At 69.5% G+C, this 24,108-nt stretch carries 19 protein-coding genes and 1 other RNA gene; 6 read left to right on the top strand and 14 right to left on the bottom strand.

The annotated features are described in order from the left end of the window. Positions 1 to 41: 41 nt before the first annotated feature. The 6 genes from ACNI65_RS03250 to ACNI65_RS03225 form a co-directional block, all read right to left on the bottom strand. Complete coding sequence (locus ACNI65_RS03250; RefSeq protein ID WP_416761154.1) at positions 42 to 1,553, bottom strand: UDP-N-acetylmuramoyl-L-alanyl-D-glutamate--2,6-diaminopimelate ligase; 1,512 nt, start codon at positions 1,551 to 1,553, stop codon at positions 42 to 44. Between the two features lie 13 nt (positions 1,554 to 1,566). Continuing rightward, positions 1,567 to 3,411 carry a peptidoglycan D,D-transpeptidase FtsI family protein gene (locus ACNI65_RS03245; RefSeq protein WP_416761153.1) on the bottom strand — a complete coding sequence of 615 codons (1,845 nt, stop codon included), beginning with the start codon at positions 3,409 to 3,411 and terminating at the stop codon, positions 1,567 to 1,569. Next, positions 3,408 to 3,728 carry a cell division protein FtsL gene (gene ftsL / locus ACNI65_RS03240; RefSeq protein WP_416761152.1) on the bottom strand — a complete coding sequence of 107 codons (321 nt, stop codon included), beginning with the start codon at positions 3,726 to 3,728 and terminating at the stop codon, positions 3,408 to 3,410. Before ftsL ends, ACNI65_RS03245 begins: the two co-directional genes overlap by 4 nt. Beyond that, complete coding sequence (gene rsmH / locus ACNI65_RS03235; protein ID WP_416761150.1) at positions 3,725 to 4,735, bottom strand: 16S rRNA (cytosine(1402)-N(4))-methyltransferase RsmH; 1,011 nt, start codon at positions 4,733 to 4,735, stop codon at positions 3,725 to 3,727. Before rsmH ends, ftsL begins: the two co-directional genes overlap by 4 nt. Before the next feature lie 5 nt (positions 4,736 to 4,740). Continuing rightward, on the bottom strand, positions 4,741 to 5,181 hold the full coding sequence (gene mraZ / locus ACNI65_RS03230) for a division/cell wall cluster transcriptional repressor MraZ (protein ID WP_416761149.1): 441 nt from the start codon (positions 5,179 to 5,181) through the stop codon (positions 4,741 to 4,743). Between the two features lie 406 nt (positions 5,182 to 5,587). Then, a complete protein-coding gene (locus tag ACNI65_RS03225; RefSeq protein WP_416761148.1) occupies positions 5,588 to 6,739 on the bottom strand; it encodes an MBL fold metallo-hydrolase in 1,152 nt (383 codons plus the stop codon). A 232-nt stretch (positions 6,740 to 6,971) separates the two neighbouring features. Here ACNI65_RS03225 and ACNI65_RS03220 point away from each other — a divergent pair, with 232 nt between their 5' ends. Next, entirely contained in the window at positions 6,972 to 7,601 is a 630-nt protein-coding gene (locus tag ACNI65_RS03220) for a TetR/AcrR family transcriptional regulator (RefSeq protein WP_416763555.1), read from the top strand. Positions 7,602 to 7,670: 69 nt separating this feature from the next. Here the strand turns inward: ACNI65_RS03220 and ACNI65_RS03215 are convergent, their stop codons facing one another. The 3 genes from ACNI65_RS03215 to ACNI65_RS03205 all read right to left on the bottom strand — a co-directional run bounded on the left by ACNI65_RS03215 (position 7,671) and on the right by ACNI65_RS03205 (position 11,898). Continuing rightward, the gene (locus ACNI65_RS03215; protein ID WP_416761147.1) at positions 7,671 to 9,473 is read right to left on the bottom strand and encodes a methyl-accepting chemotaxis protein; all 1,803 of its coding nucleotides are present in this window, start codon (positions 9,471 to 9,473) and stop codon (positions 7,671 to 7,673) included. A 177-nt stretch (positions 9,474 to 9,650) separates the two neighbouring features. Then, a complete protein-coding gene (locus tag ACNI65_RS03210) occupies positions 9,651 to 10,604 on the bottom strand; it encodes a carbonic anhydrase (RefSeq protein WP_416761146.1) in 954 nt (317 codons plus the stop codon). A gap of 76 nt (positions 10,605 to 10,680) precedes the next feature. Beyond that, the gene (locus tag ACNI65_RS03205) at positions 10,681 to 11,898 is read right to left on the bottom strand and encodes a multidrug effflux MFS transporter (protein WP_416761144.1); all 1,218 of its coding nucleotides are present in this window, start codon (positions 11,896 to 11,898) and stop codon (positions 10,681 to 10,683) included. Between the two features lie 114 nt (positions 11,899 to 12,012). On the opposite strand from ACNI65_RS03205, the gene ACNI65_RS03200 reads away from it, so the two are divergent. From ACNI65_RS03200 to ACNI65_RS03185, 4 genes are all read left to right on the top strand, one after another. Continuing rightward, positions 12,013 to 12,993: a Gfo/Idh/MocA family protein gene (locus ACNI65_RS03200; protein WP_416761143.1), complete on the top strand. Its 981-nt coding sequence runs from the start codon at positions 12,013 to 12,015 to the stop codon at positions 12,991 to 12,993. Beyond that, positions 12,992 to 13,432: RNase P RNA component class A (gene rnpB, locus ACNI65_RS03195), an RNA gene on the top strand. Before ACNI65_RS03200 ends, rnpB begins: the two co-directional genes overlap by 2 nt. Positions 13,433 to 13,519: 87 nt before the next feature. Further along, the gene (locus ACNI65_RS03190; RefSeq protein WP_416761142.1) at positions 13,520 to 13,987 is read left to right on the top strand and encodes a GNAT family N-acetyltransferase; all 468 of its coding nucleotides are present in this window, start codon (positions 13,520 to 13,522) and stop codon (positions 13,985 to 13,987) included. A gap of 172 nt (positions 13,988 to 14,159) precedes the next feature. Beyond that, entirely contained in the window at positions 14,160 to 15,341 is a 1,182-nt protein-coding gene (locus ACNI65_RS03185) for an acyltransferase family protein (RefSeq protein WP_416761141.1), read from the top strand. Here ACNI65_RS03185 and ACNI65_RS03180 read toward each other — a convergent pair. The 3 genes from ACNI65_RS03180 to ACNI65_RS03170 form a co-directional block, all read right to left on the bottom strand. Then, positions 15,295 to 16,359 carry an FHA domain-containing protein gene (locus tag ACNI65_RS03180; protein WP_416761140.1) on the bottom strand — a complete coding sequence of 355 codons (1,065 nt, stop codon included), beginning with the start codon at positions 16,357 to 16,359 and terminating at the stop codon, positions 15,295 to 15,297. The two genes, ACNI65_RS03185 and ACNI65_RS03180, sit on opposite strands and share 47 nt — an antisense overlap. After that, on the bottom strand, positions 16,341 to 17,669 hold the full coding sequence (locus tag ACNI65_RS03175) for a S1 family peptidase (RefSeq protein ID WP_416761139.1): 1,329 nt from the start codon (positions 17,667 to 17,669) through the stop codon (positions 16,341 to 16,343). The genes ACNI65_RS03180 and ACNI65_RS03175 overlap by 19 nt, the downstream gene beginning before the upstream one ends. Positions 17,670 to 17,922: 253 nt before the next feature. Next, complete coding sequence (locus tag ACNI65_RS03170) at positions 17,923 to 19,368, bottom strand: cyanophycinase (protein ID WP_416761138.1); 1,446 nt, start codon at positions 19,366 to 19,368, stop codon at positions 17,923 to 17,925. A 192-nt stretch (positions 19,369 to 19,560) separates the two neighbouring features. Here ACNI65_RS03170 and ACNI65_RS03165 point away from each other — a divergent pair, with 192 nt between their 5' ends. Further along, entirely contained in the window at positions 19,561 to 22,401 is a 2,841-nt protein-coding gene (locus tag ACNI65_RS03165; protein WP_416761137.1) for a TonB-dependent receptor, read from the top strand. Positions 22,402 to 22,464: 63 nt separating this feature from the next. Here ACNI65_RS03165 and pyrC read toward each other — a convergent pair whose 3' ends face one another. After that, positions 22,465 to 23,499, bottom strand: coding sequence for a dihydroorotase (pyrC, locus tag ACNI65_RS03160; RefSeq protein WP_416761136.1), 1,035 nt, complete (start codon positions 23,497 to 23,499; stop codon positions 22,465 to 22,467). 30 nt (positions 23,500 to 23,529) lie between these two features. Next, positions 23,530 to 24,006, bottom strand: a complete 477-nt coding sequence (locus tag ACNI65_RS03155) for a hypothetical protein (protein WP_416761134.1) — start codon at positions 24,004 to 24,006, stop codon at positions 23,530 to 23,532. Positions 24,007 to 24,108: the final 102 nt, after the last annotated feature.

Raw genomic sequence — 24,108 nt, 5'->3', positions numbered from 1 at the left:
CGGCACGGCGCCGGCGTTCGTCACGGAGGTGGTGGCGTCGCTCACAGCCCCGCCCTCTCGATCAGCGCGGCGCGCGCCGCCTGCACGTCGGAGAACGCGCGGCGCTCGCCGTGGATCTCCTGGTAGTCCTCGTGGCCCTTGCCGGCGATCAGCACGACATCGCGCGCGCCGGCCTGGTCCACCGCGCGGACGATCGCCGCGGCGCGGTCCGCGATCACCTCGCGCGCCGCGTCCGCCGGCAGGCCGGCCTCGATGTCGGCGAGGATCTTCAGCGGATCCTCGGTGCGCGGGTTGTCGCTGGTCAGCACGACGTGCGCGGCCAGCTTCGCGGCGATCGAGCCCATCAGCGGACGCTTGCCCGGATCGCGGTCACCGCCGCAGCCGAACACCACGCGCAGCTCGCCGCCGCGCGCCGCGGCCAGCGGCTGCAGCGCGCCGAGCGCCTTCTCCAGCGCGTCGGGCGTGTGGGCGTAGTCGACGACCAGCTGCGGCAGCTCACGGCCGCTGCCCACGCGCTGCATGCGTCCGGGCACCGGCGTGACCAGCGCGGCCACGCGCGCGATGTCCTCCAGGCCGTGACCCAGCGCCCGCAGCCCGGCGATCACGCCCAGCAGGTTGGACACGTTGTAGTCGCCGATCAGGCCGGTCGACACCGGCACCGACGCCGCGCCCTCGCGCAGCGTGAAGGCCAGGCCCTGCGCGTCGTGGCGCAGGTCGGTGGCGCTCAGGCGCGCGTCGGCGCGGTCGAGGCCGTAGGTCCAGACGTCGAGCTGGCCGGCGGCGCTCAGCTCGGCGGCGAGCTCGGCGCCCTTGGCGTCATCCAGGTTCAGCACGGCCGCCTTCAGGCCCTGCCATGCGAAGAGCTTGCGCTTGGCCGCCCAGTACGCGTCCATGCCGCCGTGGTAGTCCAGGTGGTCCTGCGTGAAGTTGGTGAACAGCGCGACCTCGATGGTCGTGCCGGTCAGCCGGTGTTCCTCGATGCCGATGGAGGACGCCTCGATCGCGCACGCGCCGAAGCCATCGTCGGCCATGCGCTTGAACGCTTCCTGCAGCCGCACCGGGTCGGGCGTGGTCAGGCCGGTGGCCTCGATCGAGGCGTTGCTCGTGGCGCCGGGCACCGGCGGCTGCCCCACGCCCAGCGTGCCGATCACGCCGCAGCGCGAGCCCAGCAGCGTCAGCGCCTGCGCGATCCACCAGGCGCTGGAGGTCTTGCCGTTCGTGCCGGTCACCGCCAGCACGCTCAGGCGCCGGCTCGGCTCGCCGTAGAAGGCCGAGGCGATGCGGCCGCAGTTGGCCTTCAGATCGGGCAGCGATGCGATGCGCGCGTCGGTGAAGCCGTACTCGGCGGCGCCGGCGTGCTCGACCAGCGCGGTCGCCGCGCCCGCGGCCAGCGCGCCCGCGACGAACTGGCGCGCGTCCTTGGCGTAACCGGGCCACGCGATGAACGCGTCACCGGCGCCGACGGCGCGGCTGTCCGTGCGCAGCTGACCGCTGGGCGTCCATTCCTGGAGCCAGCGGGCGGCGGCTTCGGGGGATTTCAGGTGCATCAACATGGTTCGTGCCCGCTCAGAAACTCTCGTCGACGGCTTGCAGCCGCTGTTGCGCCACGATCTGCGGCTTGACGTCCAGATCAGGCGGCTCGCCCAGCAGGCGCAGCGTCTGGGCCACGACCTGGCTGAACACCGGACCGGCGACGGCGCCGCCGAAGTACTGGCCGTTCTTCGGCTCGTCGACCATCACCGCCACGATGATGCGCGGCTTGGAAATCGGTGCGATGCCCACGAACCAGGAACGGTATTTGTGGCTGGCGTAGCCCTTGCCTTCCTGCTTGTGCGCGGTGCCGGACTTGCCGCCGACGCTGTAGCCCTGGACCATCGCCTGCGGCGCGGTGCCGCCCGGGCCCGCCGCCATCTGCAGCATGCCGCGGATGTCCGCGGCGACCTTGGGGCTGAAGACCTTGATGCCCACCACCGGCTGGTCGGCCGGGTGCTTGGTCATCGTGATCGGGATGATGTCGCCGTCGCGCGCGAACACCGTGTACGCGCGCGCCAGCTGCAGCAGCGAGGCCGACAGCCCGTAGCCGTAGCTCATCGTCGCCTGCTCGATCGGACGCCAGCTCTTCCACGGGCGCAGCTTGCCGGTCACCGCGCCGGGGAAGTCGATCTGCGGCCGCTGGCCCAGGCCGATCGCGGTGAACATCTCGTGCATCTCGCGCGGCTGCATCATCAGCGCCAGCCGCGCCGCGCCGATGTTGCTGGACTTCTGGATCACCTGCTGCACGGTCAGGTCGCCGTGCGGGTGCGCGTCGGTGGGCGACCAGCCCGAGATCACCACGCTGCGCGGACCGGTGCTCAGCAGCGTGTCCGGACGCACGCGGCCGGTCTCCAGCGCGAGGCCCGCCGTGAAGGGCTTCATCGTCGAACCGGGCTCGAAGACGTCGGTCAGCGCGCGGTTGCGCAGCTGCTCGCCCGACAGGTTCTGACGGTGGCCCGGGTCGTAGCTCGGGTAGTTGGCGAGCGCGAGGATCTCGCCGGTGCGCGCGTCCAGCACGACCACCGAGCCGGCCTTGGCGTTGTTCTCCGCCACCGCGTCGCGCACGCGCTGGTAGGCGAAGAACTGCACCTTGGCGTCGATGGACAGTTCGATGTCCTTGCCGTTGGTCTCGGGCACGCGCTCGCCAATGTCCTCGACGACACGGCCCAGCCGGTCGCGCACGACCGAGCGCGATCCGTCGCGGCCCTGCAGGTCCTTCTGGAACGCGAGCTCGATGCCTTCCTGGCCCTGTTCCTCGATGTTGGTGAAGCCGACGATGTGCGCGGCGGCCTCGCCCTCGGGGTACTGGCGCTTGTACTCGCGGTCCTGGAACACCCCCTTCAGGCCGAGTTCCTTGATCTTGCGGGCGGTCTCGTCGTCAGCCTGGCGGCGCAGGAAGACGAAGCGGTTGGCGGGATCGAGGCGCTTGTCGAGATCGGCGCCCGACATGCCCAGGATCTTCGCCAGCTGGCGTCGCTTGTCGGGGTCGGTGTCGACTTCCTTGGGGAAGGCCCAGATCGACGGCACCGCGACGCTGGCGGCGAGCACCTGTCCGCTGCGGTCGCTGATCTTGCCGCGGCTGGCCGGCAGCTCCATCTTGTGGGCGTAGCGGGCCTCGCCCTGGCGCTGGAAGAAGTCCTCGCCGATGAGCTGGATGTAGGCGGCGCGCGCGAGCAGCCCGGTGAAGGCCAGCCCCACCAGCGCGACCAGGAAACGCGAACGCCACGGCGGCGTCTTGGACGCCAGCAGCGGGCTGCTGGAATAGCTGACGCCGCGCGTGACGGTGTTGCGCGCGTTGTTGCGCCCGCTATTGCGCGAACCGTTGCGAGACGAGCCGCCCTGCCCCTTGCCCAGCGCCTTGCGCAGCTTGCCGATCATCGGGCCGCTCCCTGCGCCGGCACGCGGCCGCGCACGCCGCTCGCCTCGATGGCGGGCGCGTCGGGATTGAAGGTGATGGCCGGCGAGATCGGGCGCATCTTCAGGCGCTCGCGCGCGACCTGCTCGACGCGCAGGTTGGTCGCCTGCGCCTGACGGTCGGCCAGCAGCTTCTGATAGTCGGCCTCGAGCCGGCGGCCTTCGGCCTGGGCGCGGTCGACCTCGGTGAACAGGCGGCGCGACTCGTAGGCGCTGCGCACCATGTAGATGCCGGACACGAGCACCGCGAGGATCAGCAGCAGGTTCAGGCGGCCGATCATCGCGAGCCTCCCTTTCTGCGCTTGCCGGTGTCCTCGGGCACGGGCGGCGGCAGCGGCGCGTCGGTGCGCTCGGCCACGCGCAGGATCGACGAGCGCGAGCGCGGATTCGCGGCCACCTCGGCCTCGCTGGGCTTCACGCGCGCGATCGCGCGCAGCGGCTGCGGCTTGGGCGCGGCGAACGGGGCGCGGCGGTCGAACTCTTCCTTGCTGTGCGAGGCGATGAAGTTCTTGACGATGCGGTCTTCCAGCGAATGGAAGCTGATAACCGCCAGCCGGCCGCCCGGCTTGAGCTTGGACAGCGCGGCGTTCAGGCCCTGCTGCAGCTCTTCAAGCTCGGCGTTGACGAATATCCGTAGAGCCTGAAATGTGCGCGTTGAAGGGTCCTTGCCCGGCTCGCGGGTTTTGACCGCACCAGCCACGACTTGGGAAAGCTCGGCGGTTGTTCGTACAGGACGCCCGCCTTCCCGGCGAGCCACAAGCGCCTTTGCAATCGGGAGAGCAAACCGTTCTTCGCCATAGTCGCGGATCACCTGTGCGAGTTGAGACACCTCCGCGCGGGCGAGGAAGTCCGCGGCGCTCTCGCCCCGCGTCGTGTCCATGCGCATGTCGAGGGGGCCGTCGAAGCGGAAGCTGAAGCCGCGCTCCGGGTTGTCGATCTGCGGGCTGGACACGCCGAGGTCGAGCAGGATGCCGTCGACCTGGTCGATGCCCAGCGCATCGAGTTGCGCGGCCATGTCGGCGAACGCGCTGTGGCAAATGTGGAAACGCGGGTCATCGACCCGCGTCTGTCCGGACGTCGCGGCCGCGACCGCCTCGGGGTCGCGGTCGATGGCGATCAACCGCCCCTTCTCCCCGAGCCGGGAGAGCAGCAGGCGCGAATGCCCGCCGCGGCCGAAGGTGCCGTCGACGTAGATGCCGTCGGGATCGGTGAAGGCGCCGTCCACCGTCTCGTGCAGCAGCACGGTCGTGTGGGTGAAGGGGTTGTCGGTCGGGGTCGGGGCGCTCATGGCATTCAGAAGCTGAAGTCCTGGAGCACGGCCGGCATCTCGGACTGCATGATGGCGGCCTCGTGCGTGGCGTAGGCCTGGGCGTCCCAGAGCTCGAAATGGCTGCCCATGCCCAGCAGCATGGTGTCCTTCTGCAGGCCGGCGGAGGCGCGCAGCTCCGGCGCGATCAGCACGCGGGCGGCGGCGTCGATCTCGACATCCTGCGCGTTACCCAGGAACACGCGCTTCCAGCCGGCGGCGGACATCGGCAGCGCGGCGACCTTGTCGCGGAACTGTTCCCAGGCGGGACGGGGGAAGACCATCAGGCAGCCTTCCGGGTGCTTGGTCAGCGTCAGCTGGCCGCCGCACAGCGCCTGCAGGACCTCGCGGTGCCGAGCAGGGACGGTCAAGCGCCCCTTGGCGTCCAACGCCAAGGCACTCGCCCCCTGAAACACGACATTCGCCACTTTGCCCCACCGAATTGCACTTTCTCCCACTTTAATGGCGGGGACCGTGCTGGTCAAGGAAATTTGGCGTTTTTCCTAATCAAATCAATTACTTAGCTCCCATTTTGAAGTCAGTGGGTCAAAAAAAAGATGTTCAAAATGAAGGACTTAAGAACTGCTGTGCAAGTGATGGATCAACAAATTCGAAGGTCCGTACCCCCCTGAAACTGGGACCGCCCGTCCGACCCGATCACCCCGAAGAGGGCGCTCGGCGGTGAGGCCGACCCCCTTCGATGGGTCAGAAACGCGCCGATGGTGGTGAAAAAGTGGGAGGAATGCAAAAAGCCCGGTCAGACCGGGCTTTTGAAGCGGAAAGGGGGCTCGCGTTCGAGCCGCGTCGGCGCTCATTCAGGGGCGCTCAGGGCGCTCAGGGGGTTGCAGCGGAGGCCTTCGGCGACGCGCTGGCGGCGGCTCGGCCGGGTTCCGCGGCGGTCGCGCCGCCCTGCCACCACTGCGGCGTCGCCCCCGGCTGCTGCATCGCCAGCGGCGCGCCGATCACCGGCGTCACCAGCTCCACGTTGCGCAGCCGCGCCAGCGCGCTGATGCGCTCGAACGGGTCCTGCCAGCGGTGCATCGCCAGGTCGAAGGTGCCGTTGTGGATGGGCAGCAGCCGCTGGCCGCGCAGGTCGATGTGCGCCTGCATGGTCTGCTCCGGCTGCATGTGCACGTAGGGCCAGCGCGGGTCATACGCCCCCGTCTCCATCAGCGTCAGGTCGAAGGGGCCGAAGCGCTCGCCGATCGTCTTGAAGCCGTCGAAGTAGCCGGTGTCCCCGCTGAAGAAGACGCGCAGGTCGTCATCGATCAGCACCCACGACGCCCACAGCGTCGTGTTGCGGTCGCTCAGCCCGCGACCCGAGAAATGCTGCGCCGGCGTGGCCGTCAGCTGCAGCCCGGCGATGGACGTCCCCTGCCACCAGTCGAACTGGCTCACCTTGGCCGCCGGCACGCCCCAGTCGATCAGGCGCTGCCCCACGCCCAGCGGCGTCACGAAGTGGCGCACCTTGGGCGCCAGCGCCAGCACCGTGTCGTGGTCCAGGTGGTCGTAATGGTCGTGCGACAGGATCACGGCCTCGATCTCGGGCAACTCATCCAGCGCGATCGGCGGCGCATGGAAACGCTTCGGTCCCATGAAGGAGAACGGCGAGGCGCGTTCCGAGAACACCGGGTCCGTCAGCCAGAAGCGGCCGCGGAGCTTGAGCAGCACCGTCGAATGCCCCAGCCGGAACAGCGTCCGGTCCGGCGCCGCCAGGAGCTGGGCCTTCGTCAGCGCCTGCACCTGGATCGGCTGATCCGGCGCGGTGCCGGACGGCTTGTTGACCATGAAGTCCCAGAAGATCCCGACGGTCTTCCAGAAGCCCTGCTCGGGCTCGACGGCCGGGTTGTGGAAGCGGCCCTTCGCCCATTGCGGGGAGGATTCGAGCGGCGGCTGGGTGCCCTCCGGCGCGGGAGCGGACACCCCCGGGAGCGGGGTCAGGGGGGACGCCGTGGCGGGCGAGGACATCACGCGGGAAGCAGTCATGGCAAGGGCTCCAACAACCAGCACCGTCGCGACCCCGCTCAGGGCGGTCATCGACAGCGGCAGCAATGAACGGGGGGAGGTTCGGCGCATTTGAAAACTTGCACTACACAGTGTAGTTTTGCGAGAGTCTAGACGCCGGATCCGGAAAAGTAAACTCCCCGGTGTAAGATTCCATCCCATGACTTCCGACGCCTTGCCGACCGCTGCCGAGCCCGTCCTCCCTGCCCCGCCCGTGGACACCGAGGGCGACCGGCTGCGGCTGACCGACCGCAAGCGCCAGGCCATCGTGGACGCGGCCATCGCGGAGTTCCGCGAGCACGGCTTCGAGGTCGCCAACATGGACCGCATCGCCGGCCGGGCGCAGGTGTCCAAGCGGACCGTCTACAACCATTTCAGCGGCAAGGACGCGCTCTTCGACGCGATCCTGGAGCGGCTCTGGGTCGCGACCGAAGCCAAGCTGAAGCTGAGCTATCGCGCGGACCGGCCCTTGCGCGAGCAGTTGCTGACGCTGGTGGAGCAGAAGCTGGCGATGAGCGACGACCCGCAGTTCCTGGATCTGGCGCGGGTGCTGATCGCCGAGGCGATCCACGCGCCGCAGCGGGCGCGGGACATGCTGTGCCGGCTGGGCGGCCGCGAGGAGGCGCTGACCGTGTGGATCCGCGCGGCGATGGCCGACGGGCGGCTGCGGGAGGGCGATCCGGCGTTCGCGGCAGCTCAGCTGCAGGCGCTGGTGAAGGGCTTCGCGTTCTGGCCGCAGATCACCATGGGGCAGCCGCCGCTGGACGCGGCGCAGCAGCGTCAGGTGGCGGACTCGGCCACCGACATGTTCCTGCGGTTCCACGAGGTGAACGCGGCGCGTTGAACGGCGCGGGCGCGCTGCCACCGCCGCTGGCCCTCACCCCGACCCTCTCCCGCAAGCGGGCGAGGGAGTTCAGGAGCCGCTGAGGCGGAAGGTGCCGACGACGTCGGCCAGCCTCTGGGCCTGATCCTTCAAGCTCTCGGCCGCGGCGGCCGATTCCTCGACCAGCGACGCGTTCTGCTGCGTCACCTGATCCAGCTGCGCCACCGCCACGTTGACCTGACCGATGCCGTGGCTCTGCTCCTGCGCCGTGTGGCTGATCTCGCCGATCATCTGCGCCACGCGCTGCACGCTGCCCACCACCTCGCTCATCGTGTCGCCCGCGGTCGACACCTGACGGGTGCCGGTCTCCACGCGCTCCACGCTGGCCGTGATCAGCGTCTTGATCTCCTTGGCCGCGCTCGCCGAACGCTGCGCCAGCGCCCGCACCTCGCCCGCCACGACCGCGAAACCGCGGCCCTGCTCGCCCGCGCGTGCCGCCTCGACCGCGGCGTTCAGCGCCAGGATGTTGGTCTGGAACGCGATGCCATCGATCGTCCCGATGATGTCGCCGATCTGGCGCGAGCTCGTGCTGATCTCCTGCATCGTCGAGACCACCTGGCCCATCGCCTCGCCGCCCTGGCGCGCGACGCGGCTGGCGGTGTCGGCCAGCTGGCGCGCCTGATCGGCGTTGGCGGCGCTGTTGGCCACCGTGCTGTTGAGCTCCTCCATCGAGCTGGCCGTCTCCTGCAGGTTGCTGGCCGTCTCCTCGGTGCGCTGGCTCAGGTCGTGGTTGCCCGCGGCGATCTGACGCGAGGCCACCGCGATCGACTGGCTCGTCTCGCGGACCTGCAGCATCACCTGCTCGATCTTGTGCACGAACTGGTTGAAGCCGCGGGAGATGTCCGCGATCTCGTCCTCGCCGCGCACTTCGAGGCGCTGGCTGAGGTCGCCCTCGCCCGCGCCGATGTCGTTCATCGCGCGCTTGATGCCCGCCAGCCCCTTCAGCAGCGCGCCGACCGCCGCGGCGGCCACCAGCGCGGCCACCGCCGTCACCACCAGCATCGTCAGGCCCGCGTTGCGCAGCACGTCCGAGAGCGCGGCCAGCGCCTCGTTGCGCTCGGCGGCGGCCACCAGCACCCAGTCGGTGCCCGGCACGTCGATCGCCTTCAGGAAGAAGCGCTGCTCGCCGATGTCGGCCAGCGTGGGTTCGTCGCCATGCGCGGTGACCAGCAGGGCCTCGTTCAGCGTGGCCGACAGCTCCTTGACCGGCTTGAGCGTGAGCGCCGCGTCCGGATGCGCGATCACGGTGCCCTGCTTGTCCAGCAGCATCGCGAAGCCGCTGGCCGTGGGCTTGATCGACTTCATCGTGGCGACGATCTCGTCCAGCGCCACGTCGGTGCCGGTCACCGCCTTGACCTCGCCGCCAGCGCGCACCGCGTTGGCGAAGGTCACGACCAGCTTCTTGCTGGAGGCCGCCACGTAAGGCGGATTGATCACCGGTTGATCGCTGCCCGAGGCCAGCTTGAACCAGCTGCGGCCGGTGGGGTCGTAGTCCGTGGGACGTTGACGGTCGGGGATGGAGATCATGCGCTTGTCGGCACCGCCGACATAGGCCAGGTCCAGCCGGCCCGATTGCTGCGCCTGCGTGAGCACCGGGCGCGGATCCTCGAGCTGCGCGGCGGGCGCCATCGCGGCCACGATGTCCTTCTGCGTCTTGACCCAGGCGGCCACGCCATTGGCGTTGGCGGTGGCCAGGTCGGTCAGCTGCGCCTGCACCTGCTGGCGCGCATGGCCGCGCACGGCCCAGTAGCTGGCGAAGGTGGCCAGCGCGACGGCGGCCACGACGATCACGATGCTGATCGCGATCAGGCGGGACTTGATGGTCTTCAACACGGCGGTCAATCCAGGGGAATCAAGGGGCGGGCCGGATTGTGCGGGGAGCGCCATCGGTAACCAAGGGTTTTCACCAAGAAGAAGGCCGAGGCCGTGACGCGTGTCACAACCCCGGCCCGAAGCGGAAAACAGGATTTCCGCGGCTCAGATCGTTGCCTGCCTGGGTCGTCGCCCGGTTCAGTTGGATTCCTTGATCAGGCGGCCCGACTGCGCCTGCAGCGGACGCGCGTTCATCGGGTATAGGTGCGAGAACACCGAGATCTGCTGCGACGAGACCTGCACCGGCTGGCGCAGCACCATCCACAACACGCCCTCGGTGCAGGGCGGCGTGGTCATCGAGCCCATGTACGAGAAGTACCCGCGGTCCTTGGGCAACAGCTGGTTGAGGTCGATGGGGACGGGGGCGGTGTAGGTGTCGCCGCGCTCCAGCGGCAGGTAGTTCCAGACGGTCTGGATCAGCGCCTGGTCCTGACCGCGCTCCAGCAGCACCGCCACCGTGGCCATGCGGCCGTCAGCGTCCTTGTGCACCAGGTGGGCGACCATGTCGTACTGGCGGCCGTTGATGCGTTCCTCGCTGGGGCGGTGGAAGTGGAACTGCTGCAGCTCGTAGCGCCGGCCCATGATCTGCAGCGCGCTGCCCGGGCTGACGTTGACCTGGATGGTGTGGCCGTTGTCGACCACCGAGAAGCTGGCGGGTTTGTAGTCGAACTGGATCGGCTCCTGATCGACCTTGATCGTGTCGCGCAGGTCGATCGGGCTCTGGCGCGTGCCGACCCCGCATTGGCGGAACTCGGGCTGCAGTTGGGCCCATTTGTCGGGTGCGCCCTCGCCGGTGTAGGACCAGGGCGTGGTGGACTTCGCCGCCGAGGCCGCGTTCGCCGGCTTGGCCGCGGCGCGTCGCGCGCGCTGGTCGACCGGGTTGCTGGTCTTGACGTCGGCGGGGGCCTGCGCGGGCCTGGTGCTCAGCTTGAGCGCCGCGGCGTCTTCCTTGAGCCGGTCTGCCAGCCGGTCGCGCAGCGGTTCGCCCGAGGGAGCGGCGGCCGGCTCCGCCGCATGCGCGGCGCCGGCGAGGAACAGGGACAGACCAAGGACGGCCGGCAAGCAGATGCCGAGGCCGGGACGCTGAAACATGGATCGCTCCGGGGCAGGACTCCCCCTTATTTCGGAGCGCGGCGCCGTTTCTTGAGCAGCCCCGGGCGGTCGGACGTCACGCCACCGGCGTGGAGACCTCGCGCTTGACCCAGCTCCAGGCCACCAGCCCGATGCACATCATGCAGGCCGAGGCGATGGCCAGCGTCAGCATCGAGTGCATCACCAGCGGCACCAGCACGCCGGCCACCAGCCCGTTGGCGGCGCTGCCGATGCAGGCCTGCAGCGAGGACGCCATGCCGCGGCGCTCCGGGGCCTGGTCCAGGACCAGCAGCGTCACCACCGGCACCATCAGCGCCCAGCCGAACGCGAAGCTGCTGATCAGCGGGAAGGCCCAGTAGACGCTGTGCGGCAGCGTCAGGTTGCAGATGATGTTGGCGATGGACGTGACGCCCATGATGAAGAAGCCGCGGCGGATCTGCTTGCGCGGCGCGATGCGCCCGGCCAGCCGCCCGCTGAGCCAGGCCCCGCCCATGATCCCGCCGATGCTGAACAGGAAGAACCAGAAGAACTGCGTGGGCGCCAGGCCCAGGTGCTCGCCCAGGAAGACCGGCGCGGCCAGCACGTACAGGAACATGCCGTTGAACGGGATGCCGCTGGCCAGCGCCAGCAGCAGGAAGCGGCGGCTGCCCACCAGCGAGCGGTAGCCGCGCAGCAGCGAGCCCACGTGGAAGGGCTGGCGGTGGTCGCGGTGCAGCGTCTCGGGCATCAGGCGCCAGGTCACCGCGAACAGCAGCGCGCCGACGAAGACCAGGAACCAGAAAATCGCGTGCCAGTCCGCGTGCACGTACAGGAAGCCGCCGATCATCGGCGCGATCGCCGGCGCCAGGCCGAAGAAGATCGTCACCTGCGACATCACGCGCTGCGCCTCGGAGGGCGGGAACATGTCGCGGATGATGGCGCGCGACACCACCACGCCCGCGCCAGCCGACAGGCCCTGCACCGTGCGCCAGAACACGAGCTGGCCGATGCTCCCGGCCAGCGCGCAGCCCATCGATGAGAGCGCGAAGACGGCCATGCCCCACAGCACCACCGGGCGACGCCCGAAGCTGTCCGACAGCGCGCCGTGGAAGAGGTTCATCACCGCGAAGCCCAGCAGGTAGCCCGAGAGCGTCTGCTGCATCTCGATGGGCGTGGCGTCCAGCGCCTTGGCGATGCCGGCGAACGCGGGGATGTAGGTGTCGATGGAGAACGGCCCCACCGTGGCCAGCGCGGCCAGCAGGATGGCGAGGGCCCAGCGCGGCGCGCGCCACAGTTGGCTGGCTTCGGGGTTCATGCGGGCGGGCCCGTGCGATGCGAGCGTGCGAGGAGACGCCGGGCAGTGTAGCGGGGCCCCCTACACTGCGACGTTTCGCGAAATGATTTCGGGCGGAGAGCGGTGGTGCCAGGCGTGTTGAGCATTGGGGTGGTCGGACTCGGGGTGATGGGGCAGCGCATGCTGGCCCGGCTGGCCGGGCACGCACGCCTGCGGGTCACCCGCGTGTGGGATGAGAACCCCGAGGTGCTGCGCCAGGTGCTGGCGCATTACCCGCTGCTGCGCGCGGCCACGAGCGCCGAGGCGCTGATCCGCGAGCCCGGCCTGCATGGCCTGTACATCGCCACGCCGCCAGGGCCGCACATCGCCCTGTCGCAGCAGGCCTTAGACGCCGGCCTGGCGGTGCTCTGCGAAAAGCCGCTGACCACCGACTTCGACGCCGCGCGCGAGTGCATCGCCCGCATCGAGCGCGAGCGCCAGCGCGCCGCGGTGAATTACTCGCTGGCCTCCTCCACCGGACTGGCCCAGCTGCAGCTGGCTTTCGGCGCGGCGTCGCGGCGGCCGCTGGGCGCGCTCGCGAGCGTGGGCATCGAGCTGCGGTTCGCCGCCTGGCCCCGCCCCTGGCAGGCCGGCGCGGGTCCCTGGCTGTCGCAGCGCGCCGAGGGCGGGTTCTCGCGCGAGGTGCTGTCGCATTTCATCTTCGTGCTGCAACGCGTGCTGGGACCGGCCCGCGTGACGCGCAGCGAAGTCGTGTATCCGGATGACGGCGTGGGCTCGGAGACCTCGCTGGAGGCTGAACTGGTCGCCTCGGGCGTGCCGGTGACGATCAGCGCGGGCATCGGCGGCGAGCGCGCCGACGACAACCGCATGATCTGGCGCGCCAGCGAGGGCGAGATCGAGCTGCGGGACTGGTTCGGCGTGACGCAGCAGCGTCAGGGCGAGCGGGTGCAGAGCCTGGGCGACGCGGAAACGCTGCGCATGAACGGCATGACCGACCAGCTCGCCCATTGGGCCGCGATGCTGGAGGGACGATCACACAGCCTGCCCGGTTTCGCCGAGGCCTTGGCGGTGCAGGCGACGATCGAGTCGCTGCTCAAGTACACTCCCGCCCCGTGAAGCAAGCCAGACCGCCGCTGGTGCGATCGTGGAAACACGGCACTGGAGGAAGGTCCGGACTGCATAGAGCGGCGTAGCAGCTAACGGCTGCCCGGCGAAAGCCGAGGATCAGAGCAACAGAGACGAGTCGAACCAGGTCTGGGACCGGGTGTTCTGTTCGGACGGGGCGAAAGCCCCGACCCGGGATGCGAAAGCATCACGGGCGGCGCGCAAGCGTCGATCCGGATAGCCACCCGAACCAGGCTTCGCCTGGTTCGGGTGAAACGGGCAATCTCTACGCGCAGCAACACCAAGTAGGCCAGCGTTGATGCGGCTCGCAGAGCTGGCGGGTAGGTGGCACCGAGCCGGGCAGTGATGCCCGGCCCAGATGAATGGCGGTCACACGGTCAATCGAAAGAGGCGCCGTGCACAGAATCCGGCCTATCGGCTTGCTTCACGCTTATGACAGTTTGCAAGCGAACGTTGGCTTGCAAACCCTTTCAGGCCGTTCGCGGCCTCTGGGCACATGGGTTGCTACCGTTCGGTCATGCAGATCGAACCCCTGGACCCCCACAGCCCCGCCGCGATGTCCCTGCTGGCGCAGTCTGACGCGTACATGGCGGCCCTCTACCCCAGCGAGAGCAACCACCTCGAGGACCCGCACGGCCTGTCCCAGCCGCGCGTGCGCTTCATCGGGGTGTGGCTCGCCGAATGGCTCGCCGGCTGCGCCGCGGTCAAGGTCGTCGACGACGCGGTCGAAGGCCCCTACGGCGAGATCAAGCGAGTGTTCGTCCAACCGCATTTCCGGGGACGCGGGATCTCCAAGGTCATGATGGAAGAGCTCGAAGCCCACCTCAGGGCACAAGGCATCACCGTGGCGCGTCTGGAGACCGGCGTGCACCAGCCCGAGGCGCTCAAGCTCTACGAGACCCTGGGTTACGACCGCCGCGCGCCCTTCGGCGCCTACGCCGCGGATCCGCTGTCGGTGTTCATGGAAAAACGTCTGAGCGCCTGATCGCCTGAGCGCCTCTGAGCGCCAGCTGACGCCGGGGGCTTCCCGCCCCCTTGCAGGGGACTGTCCCCTGGAGTGGTTCCCCCGTCCCGGGGGACCTTGCGCACCCGCGCCTCGACGGTCGGATTTACCGTGCGGAGCTGCCCTCAGCCGTCCGCAGACGCGTCGCCGCACCATGGCCTCGACCGCCACATCCACCACTCCCAGCGCCGCTCCCCCCACGTCGCGCCTCGCTGCCCCCTCCGCTGCCGCCGCGCCCAAGCTGGCGTCGATCGAGGCCGCCCGCGCGCTGGCGGCGCTGGCCGTCGTGCTCATGCACGCCACGCACCTGATGCGCGTGCCGCAGTTCAGCGGCCATGTCACGCTGGGCGGGATGTTCGACTTCGGTTACGTCGGTGTCGACTTCTTCTTCGTGCTCAGCGGTTTCATCATCACCTACGTCCACCATGCGGAGCTGGGACAAGGCGCGTCGCGCTGGCCCGGCTACCTGTGGAAGCGCTTCGTGCGCGTGTTTCCGATCTACTGGCTGATCCTGGCCATGACCGCCGTGCCATCCCTGCTGTCACGCTGGCTGACGGGACGCGCCACGATGTCGGAGTTCGGCGCCGACGACATCCCCGGCACCCTGCTGCTGTGGATTGGCGGTCAGCCGCCCGAGTACGTCGGCGTGGCCTGGTCGCTGCAATACGAGGTGCTGTTCTACCTGAGCTTCTGCGCGCTGCTGCTGCACCTGCGCGCGGGCCTGGCGCTCTACGGCCTGTGGGCCGTGCTGGTCGTCGCGCAGGCCTTCGGCGCGCTGCCCGGTGAGCCCCTGCCGCTCAAGCTCGGCGATCCGCATTGCCTGCAGTTCCTGATGGGCGTGGCCGTGGGCCTCATCGCCCGACGCGCCGCGCTGCCGCTGTGGCGCCATCAGCGGGCGGCGGTGGCGCTGATCTTCGTGGGCGCGGTGCTCTACGAGCGCCTCGGCCCGTCAGGCGCGCACGCGTTCGGCGGCCGCGTCGCGCTGGGGCTGGCCTCGGCGCTGGTGCTCGCGACGCTGGTCGCATGGGAACGGCGCGCGCCGGTGCGCGTGCCCGCCGTGCTGACGCAGCTCGGCGCGGCGTCGTACTCGCTGTACCTCGGCCACTGCCTGCTGATCAACATCGCCCTTGCGCTGCTGGTCAAGGCCGGCATCTATCGCGCGCTGCCTGAGGCGCTGACCTTCTGCTTCGCCGTCGCGTTCGCCGTGGCCGGCTGCTGGCTCATCGGGCGATGGATCGAGCTGCCGGTGGTGGCCTGGCGGCGGCGCCGCAGCCAGGCCGGGGTCCCGCTCATTCGTCGCTATCGCCGCTCCCGCCCGCCTGCTCGTTGCGCTTGACGGCCTGCCGCAGCAGCGGCGCCTCGAGCTTGTCCATGCCATCGACGAAGCTGTCCACCGACGTCGGCTGCGCCAGGCGCAACGCGGGCGGTGCCAGCGTGGCCATGTAGCTTGGGCCGAGCCAGTACTGCTGCTCGCCGCGACCGCCCACGGTCAGCACCAGGCCGATCAGCGCCATCGCGCCGACGCCCACGGCCACCCGCCGCGACGCACGCGGCCAGACGACCGACGCATGCCACCACAGCAGCGCGGCGCCGCCGACCGACATCGCCAGTTGGTCGATCACCAGCAGTCTGGGCAGGTTGAACATGTACGCGGTCAGCGGCACCACCGCGCCCAGCACCACGAAGGCCAGGCCCGCGACCACGACCCGCCACAGATGCGCGCCGAACGCGAACCAGTGCCGGAAGAGCTGCGTGATCAGCGCCCAGACCGCGGCCCAGATCAGCGCGGCGGCCACCGGCTTGAGCAGCAGGCTCACGACATCGACCCACGTGGCCGAGCCGTCGTCGCCGGCCCAGTTGATGATCAGCAGGATCACCACCCAGGCCGCGAGCAGCGTGGGCAGCGCCCAGGCCGGCCGACGCGTGCGCTTCACGGGCCAGTCCGCGGCGCTCACGGCCTGCTCGTCGGGCAACGCGTCCAGCGAGGTCCGCAAGCGCAGCCGCGTCGTGCCGATCTGCAGCACCTCGGACGCCGGCCAGGTCTCACGGCTGCCCGCGGCCAGCTTGCGCTGTTCCAGCCAGCCGCCGTTGTGGCTGGGCAGCAGCTCCAGCACGGGACGCTCGTCGTCGCGTGCTTCAGCGGACGGCTCCGCGGACGCCTCGGTGGACAGCTCGGCGGCGTGCTCGTCGCGGTCCCAATGCAGCAGCGCGTGTTCAGCCGCCACGTGCGGGTCCGACAGCACGAGGTCGCAATGCGGCGAGCGCCCGATGCGCAGCGGCCACGCGCGCACCCGGTGCGTTTCCCGGCAATGACCGTCCCGGTCGATGATCTCGATTACCGCGGCGTGGCCCATGCGAATCCTTGCAGGTAATGACGCGTCAGCTTGGTGGCATTCGCGAAGCTGACGCCGCGGGCGTCGAAGCGGCCCAGCGCGCCCTCGGTGGACGCGTCCACGTTGGTCACCAGCACCGTGAGATCAAACAGGCCCTCGAGCTTGCGATAGGCCCGCAGGCAGGCGACCGTGCGCAGTGGCGGTCCGTCCTTCTGCTGGACGAAGTCCTCCTTGCAGTAGGGCGCGGTGCGGTCCCGGTCGGGCCCGCCCAGCCGTTCGTTGCGGAAGCTCGCCGAGTAGATGGCGGCGAAGCGGATCGCGCCGAGCTTGCTGCCGTCGTAGACCTCCTCGCTCACGCCGAGGTAACCGGTCTGCAGCGACTCGTTGATGAACAGCGCGTGCTCCATCCGGCATTGCGTGCGCTGCATCTGCAGGCCCTGCGCGTCGGACGAGGTGCCGCTGCCCCAGCAGCGCATGTATTGCTCCTGCGGGATGGGCAGCCGGTAGCGCGGGTGCGAGAGCGTGCGCCAGGGCTGCGCCAGGAAGTTGCGCGAGAGCTCCTCCTGATAGGCCATCAGCTGCTCGCGCAGCCGCGGCCAGGCCGCGCCCTTGACCGGCGTCGCCTGACGGCTGCGCGCAAGCAGCGCCGCGGCATGCTCCGCCGGCACCAGGAAACTGATCTGCTGCTGGAACAGCATCGTCGACACGTTGATGCCGACGATCTCGCCGTCCTCGTCCAGCACCGGGCCGCCGCTCATGCCCGGATTGATCGAGCCGGAGTAGTAGATCAGCGGATCGAAGCTGCGCTCGACCAGGCCGTTGTAGGTGCCCTCGACGACCGCGAACGCGATGTCGTGCGGGTTGCCCATCGAGTAGATCCGCTCGCCCTTGGCCAGCGGCTGGTCGATCTTGCGGAAGCGCAGCGGCGAGGCCGTCATACGCGCCACCACGCCGCGGGGATCGGCCTTGGCGTCGCCAGGCTTGGCCACGATGCGCAGCAGCGCGAGATCGCGCCGCGCGTCGAAGTCCACCAGCTGGATCTCGCCGCCGTCGCCCTCGGGCGTCTGGTACTCGAGGCGATACCGGTCGGGCTCCAGCGCATGCTGGCTGACCACGTGGTAGTTGGTGATGACGTGGCCCTCGGCGCTGACGACGAAGCCCGAGCCCACCGAGGCCTGGCTGCCGTTGAACAGCGTGCGGATCTGCAGCAGCTGCGCGCGGCTGCGGTCATACAGCCGGCGCGCGCTGGCGGAGACCGGCGCGGCCATGGCCTGGCTGGCCGCGGCGGCAGGCGCGCCAGGGGCGGTCGGATCGGCCGGGACGCCAGGCATCGGGACCGGCGCGGGCGCCGTCTGGCCGACCGGCGCGGGCCGGTTCTGCGCCGCGACAGGCAGGCCCAACGCCGCCGTCAGCAGGAGCAGGACCGCCCCACGGGCGCCACGCCCAAGGGTGAGAGGTTTTCGCGACAACGCAGGAGACTCCAGGAAAGGGGCGAACGCCGCATGCTAGCGGCTTTGCGCGAGCGGCCAGCAATCGGCATGCCGGCGCGCGGCGACACGCGTCCACCGCGTGTTCATGGCGTGTTCATTGCTGCTGCGGACGCTCCCCCGCGGGCGGCTCCTCGGCCGGCGCCGGGCTCTTGGGCTTGCGGTCGCCGGGCCAGGGCGCGAACAGCGGCAGCGGCATCCGCACCGGCGTCACGTCCAGGTAGAGATTGACGACGGTGTAGTCCTCGGGGCCGAGCTCGTCGGTGCTCCAGCCGATGCTGCCCGGGCCCTTGTAGAGCCGGAACAGGAAACCCAGGTCGGCGAGGTTGTCGCCGGCCTTGGGCGCGGCCTCGAAGCTCAGGCCCCGGAACTCCGGCTGCACGCTGTCGATGAGGATGGACATCGCCGTGGAGATGGTCGAGTCGCCCAGCATGTCCGTGTAGAACTGCGGCAGCGTGTAGTAGGGCTTGTAGTCGGGCGCGCCGGGTTCGAGCTTCTGCCCGCGCAGCTTGATCGCAGAGGGCGTGACGCCGCGCGTGCGCAGGTTCATGCGGTCGCCGTGGTCGAGGTAGGTCAGCTTGGCGTTGCGCAGGTTGAAGACGCCCAGCGAGCGATCGGATGAGGCCTCGCTCAGATCCACCAGCAACGCGCCCTTGTGACCCAGGATCTCGACCTCGTCGCCGCGGATCACGGCCGCGGAGTTCTCGTCCACGCCCAGCCCCAGCCGATACCCCTTGGCCAGCATCAGCGGCACCATGCGCCCGAAGCGGCCGCGCTTGAGGAAGTGCTGGTCGACGAACAGCGATGGGCCGACGAAACCGAGTCCGCGATCGATCTGCTTGCCCTCCTCCCATTGGCCCTTGAGGATGCTGATCACGCTGGGGGCGTCGCGGAACATCACCGTGCTCATCACCGCCGCGCCGGCCGAGGTGCCCGCGACGACGCCGCCGCGCCGGTACACATCCCAGATCGCGTCGAGCATCGGCGTGGACTGGCCGCCGGGGAACAGCACGTCGACGATGCGTTCCTGCGAGCCGCCGGTGAAGAAGATGCCCTTGGCGCCGCGCACCTTGGCGATCAGCGCCGGATCGCGCACCACCTTGTTGAGGTCGACCCACGGGAACTTGGGCGCCACGGGCAGCGCCTCGGCGATGGCGCCTCTGCGCTGGAGCTGCTCCACGACCTGCTTGGCGCTGGCCTCGGGATCCTCGGCCGCCGTGCCGAAGACGACAAAGCGCGCGCCCTTGCCCCCCGCCAGGGCGATGAGCCGGTTCCAGACCTCGTCGTTGTCCGCCTTCAGGGCGCCCCCGATCGCCATCGCGTGGCCTTTAATGGGGACATCCGCCGCAGGGGCAGGCGTTGCCTGGGCGCCCGGTGCGGCGGTCGTGGCGGGCACCGCGGAGGGACTCGCCGACGGTTTGGCGCCGGTCGCCGGACGGGCAGGCGCGGCGGGCGCGGTGGGCGATGCGGCCCACGCGGGCGCCAATGCCCAGGCCATCAGGAACACGCCGGCGGCGCGGCGCAGCGAAGAGCGATCGATCATCGACAAGGCCTCCCACCGCCTGGGGGGCGGCTGTTCATCCCACCATAGCCTTCCCCACCCGCCAACGGGTGACCTTTGGTCACAACCGAGTTGCTTCGTCGCGACTGTCGCGGGTCACCACCCTTGTCCGTGACGACACGCTCCCTAGACTGGTCCGACAGAGCCACCCCCCACGGCCACAGGGAGCCCGCCATGACTGTTCGCCTTCCGCATCCCTCGCTGTTCCCCGCCCCTCGCCTGCCGCGCTCGCCACTGGCGCGGGCCGTCGGTGCCGCGTTCGGTGCCGCGTTCGGCGTACTGATCGCGTCGACGTCCACGCAGGCGCAGGTGGCGCAGGTGGCGCCGCCCGCGGCCGCGGCCTCCGCACCGGCCCAGCAGCTGCAGCGCGTGGAGATCACCGGCTCCGCGATCAAGCGCATCGCCGACGAAGGCGCGCTGCCGGTGCAGGTGATCTCGCGGCAGGACATCGTCAAGGCCGGCGTCACCACCGCCGCGGAGCTGATGGCCACGGTCTCCTCGGTGAGCAACAGCCTCACCGACGGCGTCAGCATCGGCACCGGCGGCTTCCGCGACCAGATGGGCTTCAACTCGGCCAACCTGCGCGGCCTGGGCACGTCCTCGACGCTGGTGCTGCTCAACGGGCGGCGCATGGCCAACTTCGCCTCGCCGGGCGACGACAACGGCGTCGATCTCAACAACATCCCCGCCGCCGCCATCGAGCGCGTGGAGGTGCTGCTCGACGGCGCCTCGGCGATCTACGGGACGGACGCCATCGGCGGCGTCATCAACTTCATCACGCGCAAGGACTACCAGGGCGTGCAGCTCGACGTCCTCGCGGGCAAGTCCGGTGAGGGCGGCGCGAGCAAGCGCACCGCGTCGATCGCCGCGGGTCACGGCGATCTCGCGCGCGACGGCTTCAACGTGATGGGGGTGCTGGACTTCCAGAAGACCGGCGCGCTGCGCACCTCGCAGCGCGACTTCATCTCCGACCTGCGCATCCCGGAGCGGCTGCCGCACCTGCTGTCCTCGGCCGGGTTCCCCGGCAACATCCGGCTCGGCGGCGACCAGCTCGACTACCTCGAGTCGCAGGGCTTCGCGATCAACGGCAAGCCGATCTCCACGCGCACCATCAACCTGAGCGTGCCGACCTGCCAGGCGCCGCACACGCTGTACCTGCCCACCGGCATCGGCGGCGTGGATGGCTGCACCTACGACTACATGCGCGACCTGGAGCTCTATCCGAAGACGGACAAGGGCAGCTTCCTGGGCCGCGGCGTGCTCAAGCTGGGCGACCGGCACGAGGCCTTCGTCGAGGCGTCCTACACACGCAGCAAGAGCTGGTACGTGGGCACGAGCAACCGGATCGACGCCGACCTGGACGTGTCGATGATCCCCGCGCTGGCCGCGACCGGGCTGGGCGACGCGCTGCCCGACGACCGCCTCATCACCGTGCGCACGCGCATGCTGGAGGCGGGACCGCGGGCCAGCGAGCTCGTGAGCACCGGCAGCCGCGTGGTCGTCGGCATGACCGGCACGATCGGGGCGTGGGACTACGACTGGGGCTACAACCACAGCGTCAACAAGGTGTCCGACCGCGACGTCCGCGGCTACCTGCCCGAGGACCAGACGCTGGACGCCTACGCGACCGGGCTGCTCAATCCCTTCGGCCCGTCGAGCGCCGCGGGACTCGCGTTCCTGCGTGACAACAACATCAACCAGGAGGTGCGGCGCGCGCGCGGCTCGATGGACAGCCTGGACGCGAAGATGACGCGCTCGCTCACGCGCCTGGCTGGCGGGGATCTCGCGCTGGCGCTGGGCGCCGAACTGCGCCGCGAGAAGTCGAGCTCCGCCGCCAGCGACCTGCTGATGACGGACAACATCCTGGGCGACCGCTCGCCGGGCGACGCGCAGTTCACCAACAACTCCCGCAAGGTCTGGGCGGCGTACGGCGAGCTGCTCGCGCCGATCACGAAGCAGTGGGAGCTGCAGCTCGCGCTGCGCCACGACCATTACCAGGAGGTCGGCGCGACGACGAATCCGAAGGTCGGCCTGCGCTACGCGCCGATGAACAACCTGACCTTCCGCGCGTCGGCCGGCACCGGATTCCGCGCTCCGTCGATGAACGACCTGTACCGCTCGGTGAAGGTCAGCGAGACCGCCACCCTGCCCGATCCCGTGTGCATGGCCGAGAACGACAACGACCTCGGTTTCTGCGCCAACAACTGGGAAACGCGCACGTACTCGAATGCCAAGCTCAAGCCGGAGAAGTCGCGGCAGTTCTCGATCGGCGTGCTGGCGGACCCGACGCCGGAGATCAGCGTCGGGCTGGACTACTGGCACATCCAGAAGCGCGACCTGATCAGCACGCTGGGCGACGATGTGATCCTGTCCAACCTCGCCAAGTACGAGCCGCTCGTGCACCGCTACAACGAGGACGAGGGCCTGCCGGGCTGCGATTACGACCCCGACGATTCGGAGATCTGCTACATCGAGCTGCGCAAGGAGAACCGCGGCAAGCAGAAGGCCTCAGGGCTGGACATCACGATGCAGTACCGCTCGCCGGCGACCGCGCTGGGCCGCTTCGGCGTGAAGCTGGTGGGCACGTGGACGCTGAGCTCCAAGAAGCAGACCGGCGACGGCGATCCCTACCTCAGCAACCTCGGGCGCTTCGTCACCGATGGCGTGGTGCAGCGCTGGCGGCATCGCTTGAACCTCGACTGGTCGCGCGGACCGTGGAGCGTCAACCTGGCCAACACCTTCTACAGCGGCTACCAGGACCAGAACTCGGCCATCGACACCAACACCGGATCGATCGTCGGCAAGAACAAGGTCAAGGCCTATTCGCTGTGGGATCTGTCCGGCGGGTGGGAGGCCACGTCCGCGCTGACGCTGCGCGCGGGGGTGAAGAACCTGTTCGACACCGCGCCGCCGTTCTCGAACCAGGCCTACTTCTTCATCTCGGGCTATGACCCGAGCTACACGGATCCGCGGGGACGTTTCTTCTACGTCGCCGCGTCCTATCAGTTCAAGTGAGCGGGCTGACCGGGCCGCAGCGATCGGCTCGGCCGGCCAAGCCGGTCTCCCGACCGTGCGCGCTCAGTCGAGCTTCCAGCCCATCTCCTCGCCGCCTCGCAGCGGCTTGAGCTGAGCGGCTTCGCCGAAGGGCACGGCGTCGGGCAGTGTCCACGCGGTCTTGCGCAGCATCACCTGCGTCGTGTTGCGCGGCAGGCCGTAGAAGTCCGCGCCATGGAAGCTCGCGAAGGCCTCGAGCTTGTCGAGCGCGCCGGCGGCCTCGAAAGCCTCCGCATACAGCTCGATCGCGGACAGCGCGGTGAAGCAACCCGCGCCGCACACCGAGTTCTCCTTCATCACCGACGCATGCGGTGCGCTGTCGGTGCCGAGGAAGAACTTCGGGCTGCCCGAGGTCGCGGCCTGGATCAGCGCGAGGCGATGCTCCTCGCGCTTGAGCACGGGCAGGCAGTAGTAGTGCGGACGCAGCCCGCCCATGAAGATCGCGTTGCGGTTGTAGAGCAGATGCTGCGGCGTCACCGTCGCGCCGGTGAAGCGGTCCGCGCCGGTCACGTACTGCGCGGCTTCCTTGGTCGTGATGTGCTCGAACACGACCTTGAGCTCGGGGAAGTCCTTGCGCAGCGGCGTCATCACGCGGTCGATGAAGAAGGCCTCGCGGTCGAAGACGTCGACGTCGCTGTCGGTGACCTCGCCATGCACCAGCAGCAGCAGGCCGGCCTTCTGCATGGCCTCGAGCGTCGCGTAGGTCTTGCGGATGTCGGTCACGCCGGCATCGCTGTTGGTGGTCGCGCCGGCCGGGTAGAGCTTGAGCGCGACCACGCCGGCGGCCTTCGCCGCGGCGATGTCGGCCGGCGTCGTGCGGTCGGTCAGATAGAGCGTCATCAGCGGCTCGAAGTCCACGCCCGCCGGGACCGCGGCGAGGATGCGCTCGCGATAGGCCAGGGCCTGCTCGGCCGTCGTGATCGGCGGCTTCAGGTTGGGCATCGCGATCGCGCGCGCGAACTGGCGCGCGGTGTACGGAACGACGCTCTGCAGCGCGGCACCGTCTCGCAGGTGCACATGCCAGTCGTCGGGGCGGGTCAGGACAAGGGTTTCGCTCATGGGGCGGGATTGTCGCACCGGCCCTTTCCTTCACTCCGAGTCGCCATCCTCCGGCATCTCGACCATCGCCAGCATGGGTTGCCTTGTGTGCCGCTCGCCACTGTTCCGGACGAGGTTCCATCCCCCGGCTGCGATCGCAGCCGCCATGAGGAGCGTCACGAGCTTCGTCAGCAAGCCCACGGAGCGGCTGAGGCCATCGACCTTGCCGGCCAGTCCGGCAACGACCTCGCGAAGGCTGTTCAAGCCTTCACTGAGCCCTTTGATGTCGGCTTTCACCTCCACCCGGAGCTGATTGATTTCGCCCTTCAACTCGGTTCGAAGCTCGTTGATCTCGCTCTTCACCTCAATTCGCAGCTCATTGATCTCACCCCGCAGCTCGGAACGCAAACCTTCCATGCCGGTGTGCATCTCATGGCGCAGATCGGCCAGGTCTCGTCGCCCCACCCGGTCATGGTCGTTGGCCCACCTGGACCCCGCGTTCCTGCTTGATTGCTGAAGCGACTTCATTCGCACTCCATCCCGTTCCTGGCGGAAAACCGCACTCCGCCACCGTGCCTGATGCGAGTCGCCACACAGTTCGGTCGAATCGCGAAGATGCCGATTGTTGGC

The sequence above is a fragment of the Roseateles sp. So40a genome (assembly GCF_048081605.1).
Classification (GTDB): domain Bacteria; phylum Pseudomonadota; class Gammaproteobacteria; order Burkholderiales; family Burkholderiaceae_C; genus Roseateles.
The sequence above is the reverse complement of the archived record's forward strand: the minus strand, read 5'-3'. Positions and strand labels throughout refer to the sequence as shown.